The organism is Candidatus Pelagibacter sp. PS_43 (genome assembly GCF_059417795.1).
This window is the reverse complement of record NZ_CM182066.1, coordinates 1,187,843-1,205,611: the sequence shown is the minus strand read 5'-3', so window position 1 is coordinate 1,205,611 and position 17,769 is coordinate 1,187,843. Positions and strand designations below refer to the sequence as shown.

Sequence of the window (17,769 nt, the reverse complement as noted above, 5' to 3'; positions counted from 1 at the left end):
ACTAATTAGTTAAAAAAGGTTAATATTTTCCTTAATGAAAAAAATTAATTTAGCAATATCTGGTTCTCTTGGTCGAATGGGTCAACAACTCATTAAATCTTCAAGATCGAATAAAAATTTTAAATTAGTAGCGCTAACTGAAAATAAAACCTTTAATAAAAAAATTGCAGGAATAAAACTTACTCTTAATACAAATGAAGCTTTTAAAAATACTGATGTTATAATTGATTTTACTGTGCCTAATTGTACTTTTGATATCCTTAAAATTGCATCTAAATTAAAAAAAAGAGTAGTGATTGGTACAACTGGATTTAATCAAAAAGAAGAAAATATGATAAAAAATTACTCAAAAAAAATTCCCATATTAAAAGCGGGTAATATGAGCTTGGGGGTGAATTTACTAATGTATCTAACAGAGATTGCCTCAAAATCATTGCATGATGAGTATTTAAGTAAAGTGTATGAAGTGCATCATAAGCATAAAAAAGATTATCCATCAGGAACAGCTCTAATGCTTGGTAAAGGCATTGCTAATGGCAAGAAAAAAAATCTTTATAATTTAATAGGTAAAAAATTTTTAAATAAAAAAACTTTTCCTTATGGAAAAAAAATTAATTTTAATTCAATTAGAAAAGGAGAAATTATTGGAGAACATGAGGTTACATTCTCAAGTGGAAAGGAAATCATAAAATTAAATCATGAAGCATTTGATAGGGCACTATACTCAGACGGTGCCTTAACTGCTGCAAAGTGGCTTATCAATAAAAGGCCTGGACTTTATTCAATGAGAGATTTATTAAACTTCAAATAATGGATGAAAAGGAAAAGGCTAAAAAAATACTTAAAATTTTAAATAAAATTTATCCAATCACCCCTATCCCATTAAATCACACAAGTGTCTTTACTCTACTAATGTCGGTTCTTCTATCGGCACAATGCACAGATTTAAATGTTAATAATGTTACAAAAAATATTTACCCAAAATATAATAAACCAGAACATTTTGTAAAATTAGGTAGAAAAAAAATTGAAAGATTAATTAAAAGTATTGGTCTTTTTCGTGTTAAAGCAAAAAATGTTTATCTAATGTCAAAACAACTTATAGAAAAGCATAGGGGTAAAGTTCCAAAAAGTTTTGAAGAACTTGAAAAACTGCCTGGTGTGGGCCATAAAACAGCAAGTGTAGTTATGTCTCAAGGATTTGGAGTTCCTGCTTTTGCTGTTGATACTCATATCCATAGACTAGCCCAACGATGGGGATTAACTAATGGCAAGAATGTAATTCAAACAGAAAAAGATTTAAAAAGAATATTTCCAAAAAAAAAATGGAGTAAGTTACATTTACAAATAATTTATTATGGAAGAGAGTTTTGTAAAGCTAGAGAGTGTTATGGTTTAACTTGTAAAATTTGTATGACTTGTTATCCTAATCGAAAGAGACCTGTTAAAATAAAAAAAGCTTAATATGAAAATTCTAGGAATTGGTAATGCTATTGTAGATGTTATATGTAAAGTTGAAGATCAATATTTAATTGATAATCAATTAACAAAAAGCACAATGAAATTAGTTGATGAACTTGAATTTAAAAAACTATTATCTACTCTTAAAATAGAACAAACTATTTCTGGTGGATCAGTTGCAAATTCTATTGTTGGATTATCACAGTTAGGAAATAACGTTGGTTTTATTGGTAAAATTAATGCTGACGATTTAGGGCAAAAATATCAAGACGGTCTAACTAAAGAAAATGTAGAATATTTTTATAAGAAAAAACAAGAAATTTTGCCGACTGGAACTTGTTTAATTTTAATCACTCCTGATGCTGAAAGAACCATGGTTACTTTTTTGGGTATTGCAGGAAAAATAAATCAAAATGATATCAACGAAGAAGCAATAAAAGAAAGTGAAATGATTTTTCTAGAAGGGTATTTATGGGATAAGGGAGAGCCAAAATCAGCCTTTGACAAAGCAATGTCTTTTTCTAGTATTAAAGCTATGTCTCTGTCCGATCAATTTTGTGTGGAAAGACATAAGAATGATTTCCTAGATTTAGTAAAAAACAAACTTGATATTATTTTTGCTAATGAGCAAGAAATTAAATCTTTAATTGATGCAAAAAATTTTGAAGATGTTGTTGAGTTTGGAAAACAAATTGGAAAAATTTTAATTATCACACGTGGTGAAAAAGGAAGCATAGCTATTAAAAACAAAGAGATTATAGAATGCAAAAGCAAAACAAATTTAAAAATTGTTGATTTAACAGGAGCTGGAGATCTTTTTGCTGCTGGTTTTCTCCATGGATTTATTAACAATGCCCCTACTAAAGAGGCTTTAGAAAAAGGAACTGAAATGTCCTCAAAAATAATCCAAATGGTTGGTGCTAGACTTGATTGGGTTGTTAACTAATAAAATAACCATTTTTATCACTTAATATAAAATTATCATCTTTAAAGAGATTACTAATTTTTTTTCGTAGCCTATAAATATGTGTTTCTACAGTATGTGTTTCTATATTTGTTGCATATCCCCATATATTTTTTTGTAAATCAGTTACATCATGTTTGATCTTATTATGATTCAAATACAAAATAATTTCTGCTTCTTTCTCAGTTAGTTTTAAACTAAGGTTGTCTCTTGTAATAAATTTAGAGTTTAAATTTAATTCATAATCTTTAATAATAATTTTAGATTGATGATTAAATTTTAGTTGAATCAGTTTAATATTAATTATCTCAAATATTTTTTTTAAAGTTAATGGTAAATGATCAAAATTTAAAAAATTCTTATTTAATCCTTTAATATCTTTTAATAATTTAGAATTGTTTTTGGAAATTATTAAAAAATTTTCTTTATCTAAATCATTATATTCTAAAAAATCTCGTTCATTTTCAACTTTTATAATTTTAAATGAAAAATTTTCTTTTATCTCTTCTAAGATTTCATATAATAAATTAAATTTTACAATGTAAATTTTTTGCATAATTATATCTAATACTTTTTATGATAATTCATGTCCCCAATAAAAACACTCTTATAATTGATGATTTTAAATTAAGGTGTTGTGTTGGTAAAAAAGGTATAAATTACAACAAAAAAGAAGGTGATTACACAACTCCTAAAGGGTTATTTAAATTAAGAAAATTATATTTTAGAAAAGATCGTGTTGGTATTCCGAAGTGCAAAATCTATAAAAAAAATATAAAAATAAATATGGCTTGGTGTGATGATCCAAATCATAAAAAATATAATGAAGAAATTAAAACTTACAATAAAGATCTTAAAGAACACCTATATAGAATTGATCATAAATATGATTATGTCATTTCAATTAGTCATAATGAAAAAAAAATTTCAGGAAAAGGAAGTGCTATATTTCTTCATCTAACAAATAATTATAAACCTACTGCAGGATGTGTTGCCCTTAAAAAAAAAGATTTCGAAATATTATTAAAATTAATAGATAAAAATACTAAAATTAAAATAGGTTAATTTCTTTCTCCAAAAATTTTAGATCCTATTCTTAAAAAAGTTGACCCATATGTTAATGCTTTTAGATAATCACCTGACATGCCCATGCTGAGCTCTTTCATTTTAAATGTATTGGTTATGATCTTCATTTCATTAAAATAATACGAGCTATCTTTATCACTCGGAGGTATACACATAAAACCTATTATATTAAGCTTTAAATTATTCACACAAAAATCATAGAAACTATTTAATTCATCAATAATTATTCCATTTTTTTGGTTTTCATTACCAATATTAATCTGAATAAATATTTTCATCTTTTTATTTTGTTTAATTTCTTCATTAGCAATCGCTTCTGCCAACTTTATATTGTCCAATGAATGAATATAATCAAACAATTTTACAGCAAATTTTGCTTTATTTTTTTGAAGCTTACCGATCATGTGAAGATTAATTTGATTTTGATTATTTTTTATTGTTTCCCATTTATTAACTGCTTCTTGAACTTTATTTTCTCCAAAATCAATATGACCACTATTAATGATGGGTAATATTTTATCTATTGAAAAAGTTTTGCTTACAGCAATTATTTTGGGTATCTTAATTGTATTTTTTGTTTCACTTATTTTTAAATATATTTCTTGCTGTATTTTATTTAAGTTAATTAAACTATGATTCATATAAATGCTTTACAGAAATTTTATTTTATAGATGATTTTAATAGGGATCATTTAATTAAAATAGACTCTAATATTATTATTATCTACAGAAATTATAAAGAAAAAAATAATGAAAAAAAAATCTTTGAAATAAAAAAATTTTGTAAGAAAATAGGTAAAAAATTTTTTTTAGCTAATAATGTAAATCTAACAATTAAATTACGACTTGATGGAGCTTATATACCATCATTTAATAAAGATATATCGGTCAAAAAATTAAGAAATAAAGGGATACCAATTCTTGGTTCTGCACATAATTTAAAAGAAATTAATGAAAAGATAAAACAGGGTGTACAAATAATTTTTTTATCTCCCCTCTTTAAAGTTAAAAAATCAAATAAATTCTTAGATATCATTAAATTCAATATTCATTCTAAATTATTTCCTGGCGATGTTGTAGCACTAGGTGGAATTAGAAAAAATAATATTAATAGAATCAAAATTTTAAATTGCTTTGGATTTGCATCAATTTCTTATATTAAAACAAGTATAAAAAAATGAATCAAAACTTTGAAAAATTCAAAAAAAAAGTAGAGCAGTTATTTAATCATTATAATGCTGGTAACTATCCTTTTGTAATACAACAAGTTAACTTACTTTTAAAAAAGCAACCAAAAAATCTATTTATCTTAAATTTACTTGGTTCATCACATCATAAAATGGGTAATTTAGATGTTGCTGTGAAAGTTTTTTTACATGTTATTCAATTAGATGAAAATAATCTAGCTGGCATAAATAATTTAGCTAATGTTTATAAAGATCTTTCAAGATTTGAAGAAGCTAAAAATTTATATGAAAAAATTTTAAATAAAAATTCAAATTATATTAATGCAATTGTTAATTATGGAAGTTTAAAATTTCAATTAAATCAATTTGATGAGTCTATTGCATTATATAAAAGAGGTTTAAAATTAAATAATAACTCATTGATTATTCAATACAATCTAGGTTTAGTCTATCAAAGTATAGGTAATTTTAGTGAAGCTAAATCTGCTTTTGAAGAAGTTTTAAGGATTGATCCTAATATGCATATTGTTGATAGAATGATAAGCAGATTTATAAAATACGATCAAAATAATCTTCATTTAAAAAATATGTTAGAAAAAATTAAAGATCCTAATCTTAATGATGAGTCCAAAATAAATTTAAATTTTGCTCTTGGAAAAGCTTTTGAAGATTTAAAAGACTATAAAAAATCTTTTTTTTATCTTGAAAATGGCAATAAATTAAAAAATAAAATACATAAATACAACACTGGTATTGACGATCAATTATTCACAAATATTTTAAACACTTTTAAAGATTTTAATTTTAAAAAAATTGAAGAAGAAAATAACAAAGAGAAACAAATCATTTTTATTGTCGGCTTGCCTAGATCAGGCACAAGCTTAATTGAACAAATACTTTCTTCACATACAAGGGTTTATGGTGCTGGAGAATTAGATTTCTTAGAAAAACTAATAAGAAAAAGCTTTTATATTGAAGGTAAATTTAAATTATCTAATTTGGCTAGCCCCAGCAATATGGATTTATTCCAAAAAATATCTAAAGATTATTTAGCGCTAGTGAATGAATTTAAAACTCAAGAACAAATTGTAACTGACAAGGCTCCATTAAATTTTAGATGGATTGGTTTTATAAAAATATTTTTTCCTAATGCTAAAATTGTTCATTGTAAAAGGGAAGCTAAGGATAATTGTTTGTCATTATATAAAAATATTTTCGATGAAAATCAAAATTGGACCTACAACACAACCGACATTTTAAATTATTATAAGAACTACAAAAACTTAATGGATTTTTGGAAAATGAAGCTTCCCAATTTCGTTTACAATTGTAGTTACGAAAATATTATCACTAATCCTGATATTGAAATAAAAAACTTAATTGAGTTTTGTGGCATTAAGTGGGAAAGTCAATGTTTAGAGTTTTATAAGTCAAAAAGAGCAATAAAGACAGTTAGTGTAGCTCAGGCAAGAAAGCCTCTTTATAAAACTTCTATATCCTCTAATGCAAATTATGCACCTTTTCTTATAGATTTTTTTGATAAACTAGATTCTTTATCATCATAAAAAAAACGGCCCCTAAAAATAGGGGCCGTTTCATAATTCTTAGCAATTCAAATTAGAATGATAATGCTAAACTAATTTCAGTTGTTTCATCATCAGTAGCTGCAACAAAGTTATCGTTTGATGATTCACTGTGATTAAATCTTACTGAAGCAGCACCCATTGTGTAAGCAGCGCTTATACCAGTAACATCTTCAGCTACAGCTGCAGTTGCACTAATAGCATTTTGCTCATTTTCTTGCTCACCGTAAGATATAGCAAAGTTTTCATTTACGTTAAACGCAACAGACCAAGCAGTAATCGAGTGGCTTGAAGCACCTGCAGTTCCATCTTCTGATTCACCTACTCTGTAACCAGCTGATACTGGTCCCATAGTGTATTTAATGTTAGCTACTGATTCAACTGTATCAGTTGAAGTTGTGCTTACGTCAGTTGATGAATTAACAGATTGACCTGCACCGATACTTAGACCATCGATTGGGCTCATAGAAAGATAGATATCTCTTGTTGAACCGTGTGCACCTGCACCAGATGAAGCACTTTCACCTGTTTGAGCACCACCTTGTGTGTAACCAGCTGATATGCTAACGCCAGAAAACGTATTTGTGTAACCAATTACGTTAGTAGATCCAACTCCAGTAATACCAGAACCTGAAACACCAGTCCATACTTCTTCGTATGCAGTTGGCATTACGTCATCGTTTGCAGCTATACCTACTAATTGACCAGCAGTAGAATCGAATGAAAATGTACCCATATCACCCATATCTAATGTTTGGTAAGAAGTAGTAATTGCACCAACGTCAGATAATGCTCTATTCATTGTAACAGTACCGAATCCAACATCTCCAGATCCTGTAAAAGTCATATCACTTTTAGCACCAAATGAGTTACCAGTTACTTCATTTCCCTTTTTTCCGCCTGTGTCAGTATAAGTTACTTCTACTGAACCACTTACAGATAGTTCAGCAGCATTTGCAGAAATCGCTACTAACGATCCAGCTAATGCAGATAAACCTATTTTTTTTAAGTTATTCATATTTATCCTTTGTTAGTTATTTATTGATTAATCAATAAGCTTATTTACAATGTGTGCTGTAAAATTCTCTTTAAAATGAATTTTTTTCCCTAATTTTTTATATTTTGTGATATTTATACAACACATCAATTTTTCATTGATTTTACTGATATTATTGACTGATATTTCTATATTTTAGAGATTCTTATGTATATTTTTAGTAAAATTATGCTATTTCATTAACTTATAGCATGAAAATCCTCAACAAAAGTCATTTCAATAAATTTTTCACCTTTTTAATTTTATTTTTCTTCATTACATCATGTGGTCCTTTAGCTTTTAAAAAAACTGATGCAAGAAAGAATCCAATAAATGTCAAAGATAAAGTAAAAAAAAACATTGAAGAGGGGCGTGGTGCTACTTTTAAATTAGGAGGTCAAAAATCTGGCAGTTTTGATTTTGCTTCATCAAATGAAATGTGGCGGGCAACTATGGAAGTACTGGATTTTGTTCCATTAGTTAATGCTGATTATGGTGGGGGAATTATAATTACAGATTGGTATTCTGAAGATACGACCCAAAATCAGTCAGTCAAAATTTCAGTTCAATTTTTATCAAATGAAATAAGACCAGATGGACTATCTGTTAAAGTTTATAAAAAGATTTGTGATACCAGTCAAAATTGTAAAATTTTAAAAACTGATACTGGTACAAGTCAAGAAATTAAAATTGCTATACTTAAAAAAGCAGCAGCTATTAAAAAAAATGTAGCTAAGAAAAAAGATGGTTAATTTTATATTACAATCCTCATAAAAAATCCCTGATAAGATTGACAAATGAGATATAATTTTAAAACTACAGAAAAAAAATGGCAAGATTATTGGGATCTTAATAAATCCTTTAAGGCCAAAATAGACCCTAATAAAAAAAAATTTTATTGCTTAGAAATGTTTCCTTACCCATCTGGAAAAATTCATATGGGTCATGTTAGAAATTATACGATAGGTGATGTTCTGGCGCGATATAAATCCCTTCAGGGTTTCAATGTTCTTCATCCAATGGGTTGGGACTCATTTGGTATGCCTGCTGAAAATGCGGCTCGACAAAATAATTTAGACCCCAAAGATTGGACTGAAAAAAATATTTCTACCATGAAAAAACAACTTAAAAAGTTAGGTCTTTCAATTGATTGGGATAGAGAAATATCTACCTGTTCCCCAGATTATTATAAACATCAACAACGATTTTTCTTAGAGCTCTACGATAAAGGTTTAGTTTACAGAAAAGAAAATTATGTTAATTGGGATCCCATTGACGAAACCGTTCTTGCAAATGAACAAGTGATAGATGGTAAGGGCTGGAGATCTGGAGCAAATGTTGAAAGAAAAAAGCTTAGTCAATGGTTTTTCAATATATCAAAATTTTCAGATGATCTACTTAAGGGTCTCGATCAGCTCGATGAATGGCCTAATAAAGTAAAAGTTATGCAAAAGAATTGGATTGGTAAATCTTTTGGTTGTGAAATAGATTTTAAAGTTGAGGGTAATCCAAACGTTAAAAGCATTAGCTGCTTTACAACGAGACCAGATACTTTATTTGGTTTTTCATTCCTAGCTGTATCTGTTGATCATCCAATTTCAAAATTATATGAAAATAATAAAGAATTTATTGATTTTAAAGATGAATGCTCAAAAACAGGAACTACTGAAGAATCTATTGCTCAAGCTGAAAAGATAGGATTTAAGACAAATTTAATGGCTGTAAACCCTCTTGATGATAATAAAAAAGTTCCCGTTTATTTTGCAAATTTTGTTTTAATGGATTATGGATTTGGTGCAGTATTTGGATGTCCCGCACATGACCAAAGAGATTTAGATTTCGCATTAAAATATAATTTAGATGTTATTTCTGTGGTTAAACCATCTGATAAAGATAATAATTTTAAAGTTTCAAAGGAAGCTTATACAGGGCCTGGAGTTATATTTAACTCTAAATTTTTAGATGGCTTAAAAGTTCCTGATCAATCAATTCTAGAAACTATTAAAATATTAGAGGAAAGAAAAATAGGAAAGAAAAAAATTAATTTTAGATTAAAAGACTGGGGTGTTTCTAGACAACGATATTGGGGCTGCCCTATTCCAATTGCCTATAAAAAAAATAATGAGATAGTAAAGGTTCCTATAGAGAAACTACCCATAAAACTTCCTGAAAAAATAAATTTAAATACAAATGGCAATCCTTTAGATCACCAGCAGGATTGGAAAAAAATTATTATTGATGATGAAGAATGTGTGCTGGAGACTGATACACTTGACACCTTTGTAGATTCTTCATGGTATTTTTTAAGATTTTGCTCATCAAAAAATAAAGATTTAGGTTTCGATATAAATGAAATTAATTATTGGATGCCAGTTGATCAATATATTGGTGGAGTTGAACACGCTATATTACACCTTTTATATTCAAGATTTTTTACAAGAGCATTAGATTATAAAATTGATAAAATTAAGATTAAAGAACCTTTCAAAGGATTATTTACTCAGGGTATGGTTTGCCATGAAACTTATAAAGATCAAAATAATAAATGGTTAAGCCCTGATGAAGTTTATTCTGAAAATGGAAAAGAATTCTTTAGTAAGATAAATCCATCTGAAAAAATAAAAGTAGGTCCATCGGAATCCATGTCTAAATCAAAAAAAAATACTATCGATCCTGAACAAATGATTCAAAATTATGGTGCAGATGCGGTGAGATTGTTTATTTTATCTGACAGTCCACCAGAGAGAGATGTGCAATGGTCTGATCAAGGAATGGTTGCATCATACAAATTTATACAAAAATTCTGGATGCTGCATGAAAAAATAGTTTTTAAATCACAACGGCTAAATAAAGAAACTCAAATTTTTAGTGAACCAATAGAAGAGTTCACCAACCAAACGATTAATAAAATCAACCTTAGCTTAAATAAGTTTAGCTATAATGTAATTATTGCAAATTTACACGAGATCTATGCTTTTTTTAATAAAATGATCGAAGAGAAAATTTTTTTTAAAAATCTTACAAACAATTATATTAAAATTTTAACTATAATGCTCCCTATTACACCTCATCTTGCAAATGAGTGTTTGAATGAAATAGCAATTAATAAGAATTATTTTTGGCCTAAAGTTGAGGATAAATATCTTCAAAATAAACAATCAAATATTGTTGTGCAAATTAATGGAAAAAAAAGAGGTTTAATTTTAACAGAGAAAAATATTAAAGAGGCTGAATTAATTAATGAGATTAAAAAAACAAAAGAATTTGAAAAATTTATAGTAGAAAAAACTATTATTAAAACTATCTTTATAAAAGATAAGTTAATAAACTTAATTTTGAAATAATGACAAAAAAAATAACACTACTATTAGTAATTTTCTTAATTTGGGGTTGTGGCTATCAGCCTATTTATCTAAAAAAAATTAATTCAGAACAGAAAATAAAAACTATTACTTTAAACGGTGATCAAAAAATAAATAAAATAATTATAAATTCTTTAGGGATAAAAGAAGATAGAAATTTACCAACAGAGTACAGTTTAATTTTAAAAAGTTTAAAAAAAATAGACATTATTTCAAAAGATAAAAGTGGAAATCCCTTGGCCTATAAAACTTCTATTATAGTTGATATTTCACTAACTGAAAAAGAGAGAATTATTAAACAAAAAGAATTTGTTTCAAGTTTTACGTATAATGATACTGACAATAAATTTAATCTTTCCCAATACCAAAAAAATATTGAATTAAATTTAATCAATGAAATATCAGAAAAAATCTTTATTTACTTAAGGTCTTAATAAATGATTCTAAAATCATTTGAACTAAATAAAATAAAATTAGAAAGTTATAATTTCTATCTTTTTTATGGAGATAATGAGGGTTTTAAAGAAGAAATAATTAAAAATTTTTTTGAAAAACAATATCAAGGAAATGTTTATAGATATGACGAAAAAGAAGTATTAGATAATGTTGGTAGTTTTTATAATAGTATATTAACAAAATCTTTTTTTGAGAATAAAAAACTCATTATAATTAATAGAGTGTCAGATAAAATTAGAGTGATTGTTGAAGAGCTTATTGAAAAAAAAACAGAAGATATTCAGTTTATTTTAAATTCAAAAAATCTTGAAAAAAAGTCAACTTTGAGAAAATTTTTTGAAAAAGAAAAGTCAATTATATGTGTTCCATTTTATGATGATAATAATCAAACACTGAACTCAATTGTTAGCCAATTTTTTAGAAATAAAAAAATTCCTATCTCTCAGCAATTAATTAATGTTTTAACCGAAAGAAGTAAAGGGGATAGAAAAAATCTTAATAATGAATTACAAAAAATAGAAAATTATTCTTTAAATAAGAAAACCATTAATCTGCAAGAGATAATTAAACTTACTAATCTTGCAGATAATTATAGTGCATCAGAATTAATTGATCATTCGCTCGCTAAAAACACCAGAAAAACAGTCGCTATTTTCAATGAAAATAATTATTCAGATGAGGACAATATAATAATTATAAGAACATTATTGGCAAAACTTAAAAGACTGCTTAAAATTCATGAATTAATTGATGAAAAAAGAAATATTGATCAAGCAATTTCTTCTTTTAAGCCTCCAATTTTTTGGAAAGATAAGCCTGTTGTTACACAACAATTGAAGTCATGGGGTAAAATGGAATTAAAGGATTTAATTTATACAAGCAATGATATTGAATTATTGATAAAAAAAAATTCAACTATTGGTAAAAATATTCTTTCTGATTTTATTATTAATAATTCAAAAAAAATTAATAATTAGATTTTATTATAGCTATTAATTTATTTAATTGATCAAGATCTTTATATTCTAGAATAAGGGATCCGGTGTTATTTTTTTTATTCTTAATTAAAACATTAAGACCAATTTTTTCTCTAACTGAGTTTTCTAATGATTGTAAATTAATATCACGTTTTCCTTTAAAAGATTGTTTCTTTATCTTAAAAATTTTTACAAAATTTTCTGCTTGTCTAACAGAGAGATTTTTCTCAACTATTTTATTTGCAACAAATTCTGAATTATCAAGACCTACTAAAATTTTTGCATGCCCAGGGGTTATTTTTTTTGTCTCAATTAATTTCAAAACTCCATTTGGAAGTGTAAGCAGTCGCAAAAAATTAGTTATATGACTTCTACTTTTTCCAATAAATTCGGCTACTTTTTCTTGATCGTATGAAAATTCATTTATCAATCTTTGATAACCGCGAGCTTCTTCTAATGCGTTAAGATCGTTCCTTTGGACATTTTCGATTATTGCAAATTCTAATGATTTTAAGTCATCGACATCTGTAATTACTACAGGTACATCATGAAGACCTGCCTTTTGAGCTGCCAACCATCTTCTCTCACCTGCAATTATTTCATATTTGGAGCTATCATCAGATGATTTTCTTACAATTATTGGCTGTATAATTCCTCTTTTTTTTATTGAATTAGTTAAGTCCTGTAAATTTTCTTCATCAAAAATTTTTCTAGGTTGGAACTTATTGCTCACTAAATTACTGATAGATATTTTGTTAATATTTACCTCTGTCTTTGTCTCTCCTATTAATGAAGATAATCCTCTACCTAGACCTTTCTTTATTTTATTTGTATCCATTATGCAGCACTCCCGATTGTTTCTTCTTGACTAATAAATTCATCCGTAAAGCTAAAATACGACTTACTTCCAGGACAAAATTTATCATAAATTAAAACTGGCATTCCATGTGATGGAGCTTCTGATAGTCTTACATTTCGTGGAATGACTGTTAGATAAACTTTATCGTTAAAAAAATCCCTAGCTTCCTTTTCAACTTGTGAAGATAATTTATTTCTTTTGTCATACATTGTTAAAAGAATTCCTCTAATTCTTAAATCAGGATTTAAATTTGTTTTTATCCTTTCTATCGTTTTCATTAGCTGTGTTAATCCTTCTAGTGCAAAAAACTCAGTCTGCAATGGAACAACTAAAGAGTGAGATGAAACTAAAGCCATGACAGTGAGCAAACTTAGGGACGGAGGACAATCAATTAAAATATAATCATACTGTCCTCTAAAATCATTTAAATAAGCGGTTAATTCGCCTTTCAAAATAAAGGCTCGTCTACTATCTCCTGCAGTCTCAACCTCTAAACCAGACAAATCAACATTTGAAGTTACTACATCTAAATTTTGATAGTTTGTTTTTTTAATTACATTAGAAATTGACTTAGAGCCATTGAGAACAGCATAAATTGTTTCGTTAGAATTCTCTAAATTTGATAAACCAAGTCCTGTTGTAGCATTACCTTGTGGATCAAGATCAATAATTAAAACTTTTTTTTCTTTTTGAGCCAATCCTGCGGCAAGATTAATTACAGTTGTAGTTTTTCCTACCCCACCCTTTTGATTTATTACAGATATAATTTGCATCTATTTTTTTTTAATATTTTTTATGTTTAATAAAAATGAATCTTGGCTTGTGATACTTTTTTTTTTTCAAAATCAAAATCCCAAATTTTTAATGTGTCCTCTAAAGTTTTTTCACCATTTTTACCCATAAATACAATTAAATTTTTATAATTATTAAAATTATTGTAAACTAATTCTAAAACTATTGATAAGGGCTTAAATGCTCTTGCCATTATTGTACCTGAATTTATATTTTTTATCTCAAAAATGTTTTTTTGTATTACCTCTGTTTCTAATTTTAATTCTCTAGATATTTTTCTTAAAAAAACGCTCTTATGATGACTTTTTTCATATAATTTAACTTTTATGTTTTTTTTTAAGTTTTTGATCAAAATTGACACTATTATACCTGGAAATCCACCTCCCGAGCCTATATCTGTTATAATATTACTATTAAAATCAATAAAATCAATAGTTTGAGCTGAATCTACAATATGTCTTTCTCTTATTGTATTATCTTTGGCGGTTTCCTTGCTTATTAGGTTAATTCCTTCATTTCTTTTTTTTAATTGAATAATAAATTTTTCAAAATCTACACAAGTTTCACGTGAAACATTTTGATATTTTAATAGTGGATATTTATCTAAAATTTCTTCCATTAAGCTATAAGCTTAATAGACTTTCTTTTAACGTGTGACAACAAAATATATACAGCTGCTGGAGTTATTCCATCAATTCTCAAGGCTTGGCCCAAGGTTTTTGGCCTGATCAATTTAAATTTAGATTTTACCTCGTTTGATAAACCCGAGAGGTTATCATAGTTAAATTCTTCAGGTATGGATAAATTTTCATCTCTTTTAAAAGCTAAAATATCTGATTTTTGTTTTTTTAAATACCCCATATAATGGGCATTAATTTCAACTTGCTCATCTATTTTTTTATCAAAAAATGGTATATATGGCCATATTTCTCTTATTCTTTGCATATTAACTCCTTTCTGAGATAATATTTCATTTGATTTTCTTAAAACTCCATCCTGAGCTATATTTATTCCAAAATTCTTAACTTTGTTTGGTGAAATTGATAATTCTGACATTTTTTGTACTATTATTTTTAATTTTTTTGACTTTTCCTCAAAAAGATCTTTTCTTATTTCGCCTATTAAACCAATTGAAATACCTTTTTCCGTTAATCTTTGATCGGCATTATCGGCTCTTAGCGTTAGTCTATATTCAGCTCTAGATGTAAACATTCTATATGGTTCAGCTACACCTTTGGTTACAAGATCATCTATCATAACGCCTATGTAAGCATCAGATCTATCAAGAATAAAAGGTTCCTTATTTTTAAAAGACAGAGCAGCATTTATTCCTGCAATAAGCCCCTGTGCTGCAGCTTCTTCATAACCGGTTGTTCCATTAATTTGTCCTGCGAGATATAAACCTGGTATTTTTTTTGTTTCAAGCGTTAAAAAAAGCTCTCTTGGATCAATATAATCATATTCTATAGCATATCCAGGTCTAATTATCTTAACATTTTCTAAACCATTGATATTATTACATATTTCTTGTTGCACCTCTTTGGGAAGGGACGTAGATATACCATTAGGGTATATTGTGTGATCATTCAGGCCCTCTGGCTCTAAATAAATCTGGTGGCGACCTTTATCGGCAAACTTTACTATCTTGTCCTCTATTGATGGACAATATCTTGGTCCAACTCCTTGTATGCTACCAGAATACATGGCACTTCGTTTTAAATTTTTTTGAATAATCTTATGAACATTCTCATTCGTGTAAGTCATTCTGCATGAAACTTGTTTGTTAATATTTTTTTTTGTTAAAAAAGAAAAAAAATAAGGATCTTCATCTGCAAACTGTTCTTCTAAGTTTTTATAATTAATTGTTCTTGAGTCTAATCGGGGAGGGGTACCTGTCTTTAATCTTCCAATTTTAAATCTATATTTCTCCAACTGCTCGCTTAATCCTGTAGAAGGTTTTTCATTATATCTTCCAGCTGGCGTTCTTTCATCACCAATATGTATCAACCCATTTAGAAAAGTGCCCGTTGTTAGTATTAGTTTATTACATAAAATATTTTTTCCAGATTTTGTTTCAAATCCAGTTATAGTGTTTTTTTGAAAAATAAATCTGGTTACAGGATCTGAAAAAACCGTTAAATTACAATAGTTTAATAGTTTTTCTTGCATATATTTACGATATAAAAATCGGTCTGATTGAGTTCTTGGGCCTTGAACGGCTGGACCTCTGCTTCTATTTAGCAATCTAAATTGTATGCCTGATTTATCTGCAACCTCTCCCATAACACCGTCTAATGCATCTATCTCTCTAACTAGATGACCTTTACCAAGACCACCTATCGCTGGATTACAAGACATCTCGCCTATCGTTTCAATCTTATGAGTGAATAATGCAGTATTAACTCCAAGACGCGCTGAGGCTGTGGCAGCCTCACAACCAGCATGTCCTCCACCAATAATTACTACTTCAAAAGAGAAATCATTTTTCATAAGTTAAATTTATAACTGATATAAATATTTACAAGCAGGCAGTATTTTTTTAAGAGATATTTATCTAAGACAATTATGACTGTGTTTATAATTAAAAATTAGCGAATTAGTTATGTTTATCAACAAAAATAGAGAAAATATGTTGAAAAAGCCAGTAAAATATAGCTTATTTGCCGATACAAAAATCGTTGAAAATACTGCCTAATATCTCTTCAACATCTACTTTTCCTACTATCATTCCTAAATGTCGAGTTGCTAAACGAAGATCCTCTGCAGCTTTATCAAAATCTTCTGCTTCATTTTTTTCTTCAAAGTTTTTCAAATAATTTAAGCTTTGTTCAAGATGTTGTCTGTGCCTTTCGCGAGTAATTAAAATATCTTCATTTGAGATAAATTTATTTTTTAATTTATTTTTAATTTTTAAGATTAAATTTTCTATGTTGAGATTATTTTTTACTGAAATTAAAACATGTTCAAAATTTTTTATTTCAGAGCTTAAATCTTTTTTTAAAAGATCAGATTTATTGACTACAAGTATTGCATTTTCATCCATCAATTGCTTCAAAATCCCTTTAAAATCAATACTTTTAGCGTCTATAATAATCAATTTTAGGTCTGCATTTTCCGCCTTATTAAGGGCTAACTTTATTCCTTTTTTTTCTATTTCATTTTTAGAGTCTCTAATTCCAGCAGTGTCAGAAACCACAACTGGATATCCATCAATATTTAAGTAGGTTTCTATTACGTCTCTTGTGGTCCCCGCTATCTCGGATACTATTGCAACATCTCTTTTTGATAGATGGTTTAGTAAACTAGATTTCCCAGCATTAGTTGGTCCTATAATTGCAATCTTAAAACCTTCCCTAATTCTTTCTCCAACTTTTTGATCGTTTAAAATTTTTTTAATACTTAAAATAACTTCATTAGAAATTTTTTTAATATTTTTTAAAACATCAACTGGTAAATCTTCATCAGGAAAATCTATTTTTGCTTCGACATTTGATAAAATTTTTAAAAGTTTTTCTCGAAGATCATTAAATATTTCTGATGATTTGCCATTCATTATTTTTACCGCTTGCTGCCTTTGAATTTCAGTCTCTGCTGAAATTAAATCTGCTATACTTTCAGCTTTAAGTAAATTTATTTTTCCATTTTGAAATGCAAGTTTTGTAAACTCACCAGGTTCTGCTAAGCGGCAATTTTCAATTTGAGAAATAGATGAATGTAGAGCGTCAATTACAGCTTTACTACCATGTACATGGAATTCTGCCATATCCTCACCTGTGTAGCTCTCAGGGCCGGGAAACCATAATATTATACCCTCATCTATAAGCTCAGAAGTGTTAATTTTATTGATCTTTTTTAATGTGGCCACTCTTGCTTTTGGCAAATTCTCATTGGTCAATAACCTTATTATTTTTTTTGTATCCTCGCCTGAAACTCTAATTATGGCTATGCCTGAAATACCTGGACCGGTTGATAAAGCATAAATTGTCATATGAATTATTATAACTTT

Annotated in this window: 17 protein-coding genes and 1 pseudogene; 10 read left to right on the top strand and 8 right to left on the bottom strand. The window is 27.6% G+C overall.

All coding sequences use genetic code 11. From position 1 onward, the window contains the following. Positions 1 to 34 precede the first annotated feature (34 nt). The 3 genes from dapB to AC5SLL_RS06575 are packed head-to-tail and all read left to right on the top strand — an operon-like array spanning position 35 to position 2,407. Positions 35 to 811 (top strand): 4-hydroxy-tetrahydrodipicolinate reductase, encoded by a 777-nt coding sequence (gene dapB, locus AC5SLL_RS06585; RefSeq protein ID WP_494586555.1) that lies wholly within the window; start codon positions 35 to 37, stop codon positions 809 to 811. Then, positions 811 to 1,464, top strand: coding sequence for an endonuclease III (gene nth / locus AC5SLL_RS06580; RefSeq protein WP_494586554.1), 654 nt, complete (start codon positions 811 to 813; stop codon positions 1,462 to 1,464). The genes dapB and nth overlap by 1 nt, the downstream gene beginning before the upstream one ends. A gap of 1 nt (position 1,465) precedes the next feature. After that, positions 1,466 to 2,407, top strand: a complete 942-nt coding sequence (locus tag AC5SLL_RS06575; RefSeq protein ID WP_494586553.1) for an adenosine kinase — start codon at positions 1,466 to 1,468, stop codon at positions 2,405 to 2,407. On the opposite strand, the gene AC5SLL_RS06570 is transcribed toward AC5SLL_RS06575, so the two are convergent. After that, entirely contained in the window at positions 2,400 to 2,981 is a 582-nt protein-coding gene (locus AC5SLL_RS06570; RefSeq protein WP_494586552.1) for a winged helix-turn-helix domain-containing protein, read from the bottom strand. The genes AC5SLL_RS06575 and AC5SLL_RS06570 overlap by 8 nt on opposite strands. Before the next feature lie 20 nt (positions 2,982 to 3,001). Here AC5SLL_RS06570 and AC5SLL_RS06565 point away from each other — a divergent pair, with 20 nt between their 5' ends. Continuing rightward, positions 3,002 to 3,490: a L,D-transpeptidase family protein gene (locus tag AC5SLL_RS06565; protein ID WP_494586551.1), complete on the top strand. Its 489-nt coding sequence runs from the start codon at positions 3,002 to 3,004 to the stop codon at positions 3,488 to 3,490. Here the strand turns inward: AC5SLL_RS06565 and AC5SLL_RS06560 are convergent. Then, on the bottom strand, positions 3,487 to 4,152 hold the full coding sequence (locus AC5SLL_RS06560) for a YggS family pyridoxal phosphate-dependent enzyme (protein ID WP_494586550.1): 666 nt from the start codon (positions 4,150 to 4,152) through the stop codon (positions 3,487 to 3,489). The two genes, AC5SLL_RS06565 and AC5SLL_RS06560, sit on opposite strands and share 4 nt — an antisense overlap. Between AC5SLL_RS06560 and AC5SLL_RS06555 the strand changes: the two genes are divergently transcribed. Both AC5SLL_RS06555 and AC5SLL_RS06550 read left to right on the top strand, forming a co-directional pair. Further along, positions 4,144 to 4,692 carry a thiamine phosphate synthase gene (locus AC5SLL_RS06555; RefSeq protein ID WP_494586549.1) on the top strand — a complete coding sequence of 183 codons (549 nt, stop codon included), beginning with the start codon at positions 4,144 to 4,146 and terminating at the stop codon, positions 4,690 to 4,692. The two genes, AC5SLL_RS06560 and AC5SLL_RS06555, sit on opposite strands and share 9 nt — an antisense overlap. Next, a complete protein-coding gene (locus AC5SLL_RS06550; protein WP_494586548.1) occupies positions 4,689 to 6,263 on the top strand; it encodes a tetratricopeptide repeat-containing sulfotransferase family protein in 1,575 nt (524 codons plus the stop codon). Before AC5SLL_RS06555 ends, AC5SLL_RS06550 begins: the two co-directional genes overlap by 4 nt. Before the next feature lie 52 nt (positions 6,264 to 6,315). Here AC5SLL_RS06550 and AC5SLL_RS06545 read toward each other — a convergent pair whose 3' ends face one another. Then, positions 6,316 to 7,299 (bottom strand): porin, encoded by a 984-nt coding sequence (locus AC5SLL_RS06545; protein ID WP_494586547.1) that lies wholly within the window; start codon positions 7,297 to 7,299, stop codon positions 6,316 to 6,318. A gap of 230 nt (positions 7,300 to 7,529) precedes the next feature. On the opposite strand from AC5SLL_RS06545, the gene AC5SLL_RS06540 reads away from it, so the two are divergent. The 4 genes from AC5SLL_RS06540 to holA are packed head-to-tail and all read left to right on the top strand — an operon-like array spanning position 7,530 to position 12,112. Then, complete coding sequence (locus AC5SLL_RS06540) at positions 7,530 to 8,069, top strand: DUF3576 domain-containing protein (protein WP_494586546.1); 540 nt, start codon at positions 7,530 to 7,532, stop codon at positions 8,067 to 8,069. A 45-nt stretch (positions 8,070 to 8,114) separates the two neighbouring features. Further along, positions 8,115 to 10,661, top strand: a complete 2,547-nt coding sequence (gene leuS / locus AC5SLL_RS06535) for a leucine--tRNA ligase (RefSeq protein ID WP_494586545.1) — start codon at positions 8,115 to 8,117, stop codon at positions 10,659 to 10,661. Continuing rightward, positions 10,661 to 11,113, top strand: coding sequence for a hypothetical protein (locus AC5SLL_RS06530; protein ID WP_494586544.1), 453 nt, complete (start codon positions 10,661 to 10,663; stop codon positions 11,111 to 11,113). The genes leuS and AC5SLL_RS06530 overlap by 1 nt, the downstream gene beginning before the upstream one ends. 3 nt (positions 11,114 to 11,116) lie before the next feature. Then, complete coding sequence (gene holA / locus AC5SLL_RS06525) at positions 11,117 to 12,112, top strand: DNA polymerase III subunit delta (protein WP_494586543.1); 996 nt, start codon at positions 11,117 to 11,119, stop codon at positions 12,110 to 12,112. Here holA and AC5SLL_RS06520 read toward each other — a convergent pair. From AC5SLL_RS06520 to mnmE, 5 genes and pseudogenes are all read right to left on the bottom strand, one after another. Then, positions 12,102 to 12,950 carry a ParB/RepB/Spo0J family partition protein gene (locus tag AC5SLL_RS06520; protein ID WP_494586542.1) on the bottom strand — a complete coding sequence of 283 codons (849 nt, stop codon included), beginning with the start codon at positions 12,948 to 12,950 and terminating at the stop codon, positions 12,102 to 12,104. The genes holA and AC5SLL_RS06520 overlap by 11 nt on opposite strands. Then, positions 12,950 to 13,744 (bottom strand): ParA family protein, encoded by a 795-nt coding sequence (locus tag AC5SLL_RS06515; protein WP_494586541.1) that lies wholly within the window; start codon positions 13,742 to 13,744, stop codon positions 12,950 to 12,952. Before AC5SLL_RS06515 ends, AC5SLL_RS06520 begins: the two co-directional genes overlap by 1 nt. Next, positions 13,745 to 14,382: pseudogene (locus AC5SLL_RS06510) on the bottom strand (16S rRNA (guanine(527)-N(7))-methyltransferase RsmG). Continuing rightward, a complete protein-coding gene (gene mnmG / locus AC5SLL_RS06505) occupies positions 14,382 to 16,253 on the bottom strand; it encodes a tRNA uridine-5-carboxymethylaminomethyl(34) synthesis enzyme MnmG (protein WP_494586540.1) in 1,872 nt (623 codons plus the stop codon). The pseudogene AC5SLL_RS06510 and the gene mnmG overlap by 1 nt, the downstream one beginning before the upstream one ends. A 166-nt stretch (positions 16,254 to 16,419) precedes the next feature. Next, positions 16,420 to 17,751, bottom strand: coding sequence for a tRNA uridine-5-carboxymethylaminomethyl(34) synthesis GTPase MnmE (gene mnmE, locus AC5SLL_RS06500; RefSeq protein WP_494586539.1), 1,332 nt, complete (start codon positions 17,749 to 17,751; stop codon positions 16,420 to 16,422). Between the last annotated feature and the right edge of the window lie 18 nt (positions 17,752 to 17,769).

What these genes read in the sequence shown, in the direction of transcription:
- dapB (WP_494586555.1), top strand. Translation starts at nt 35, where the DNA reads ATGAAAAAAATTAATTTAGCAATATCTGGTTCTCTTGGTCGAATGGGT.
- nth (WP_494586554.1), top strand. Translation starts at nt 811, where the DNA reads ATGGATGAAAAGGAAAAGGCTAAAAAAATACTTAAAATTTTAAATAAA.
- AC5SLL_RS06575 (WP_494586553.1), top strand. Translation starts at nt 1,466, where the DNA reads ATGAAAATTCTAGGAATTGGTAATGCTATTGTAGATGTTATATGTAAA.
- AC5SLL_RS06570 (WP_494586552.1), bottom strand. Translation starts at nt 2,981, where the DNA reads ATGCAAAAAATTTACATTGTAAAATTTAATTTATTATATGAAATCTTA.
- AC5SLL_RS06565 (WP_494586551.1), top strand. Translation starts at nt 3,002, where the DNA reads ATGATAATTCATGTCCCCAATAAAAACACTCTTATAATTGATGATTTT.
- AC5SLL_RS06555 (WP_494586549.1), top strand. Translation starts at nt 4,144, where the DNA reads ATGATTCATATAAATGCTTTACAGAAATTTTATTTTATAGATGATTTT.
- AC5SLL_RS06560 (WP_494586550.1), bottom strand. Translation starts at nt 4,152, where the DNA reads ATGAATCATAGTTTAATTAACTTAAATAAAATACAGCAAGAAATATAT.
- AC5SLL_RS06550 (WP_494586548.1), top strand. Translation starts at nt 4,689, where the DNA reads ATGAATCAAAACTTTGAAAAATTCAAAAAAAAAGTAGAGCAGTTATTT.
- AC5SLL_RS06545 (WP_494586547.1), bottom strand. Translation starts at nt 7,299, where the DNA reads ATGAATAACTTAAAAAAAATAGGTTTATCTGCATTAGCTGGATCGTTA.
- AC5SLL_RS06540 (WP_494586546.1), top strand. Translation starts at nt 7,530, where the DNA reads ATGAAAATCCTCAACAAAAGTCATTTCAATAAATTTTTCACCTTTTTA.
- leuS (WP_494586545.1), top strand. Translation starts at nt 8,115, where the DNA reads ATGAGATATAATTTTAAAACTACAGAAAAAAAATGGCAAGATTATTGG.
- AC5SLL_RS06530 (WP_494586544.1), top strand. Translation starts at nt 10,661, where the DNA reads ATGACAAAAAAAATAACACTACTATTAGTAATTTTCTTAATTTGGGGT.
- holA (WP_494586543.1), top strand. Translation starts at nt 11,117, where the DNA reads ATGATTCTAAAATCATTTGAACTAAATAAAATAAAATTAGAAAGTTAT.
- AC5SLL_RS06520 (WP_494586542.1), bottom strand. Translation starts at nt 12,950, where the DNA reads ATGGATACAAATAAAATAAAGAAAGGTCTAGGTAGAGGATTATCTTCA.
- AC5SLL_RS06515 (WP_494586541.1), bottom strand. Translation starts at nt 13,744, where the DNA reads ATGCAAATTATATCTGTAATAAATCAAAAGGGTGGGGTAGGAAAAACT.
- mnmG (WP_494586540.1), bottom strand. Translation starts at nt 16,253, where the DNA reads ATGAAAAATGATTTCTCTTTTGAAGTAGTAATTATTGGTGGAGGACAT.
- mnmE (WP_494586539.1), bottom strand. Translation starts at nt 17,751, where the DNA reads ATGACAATTTATGCTTTATCAACCGGTCCAGGTATTTCAGGCATAGCC.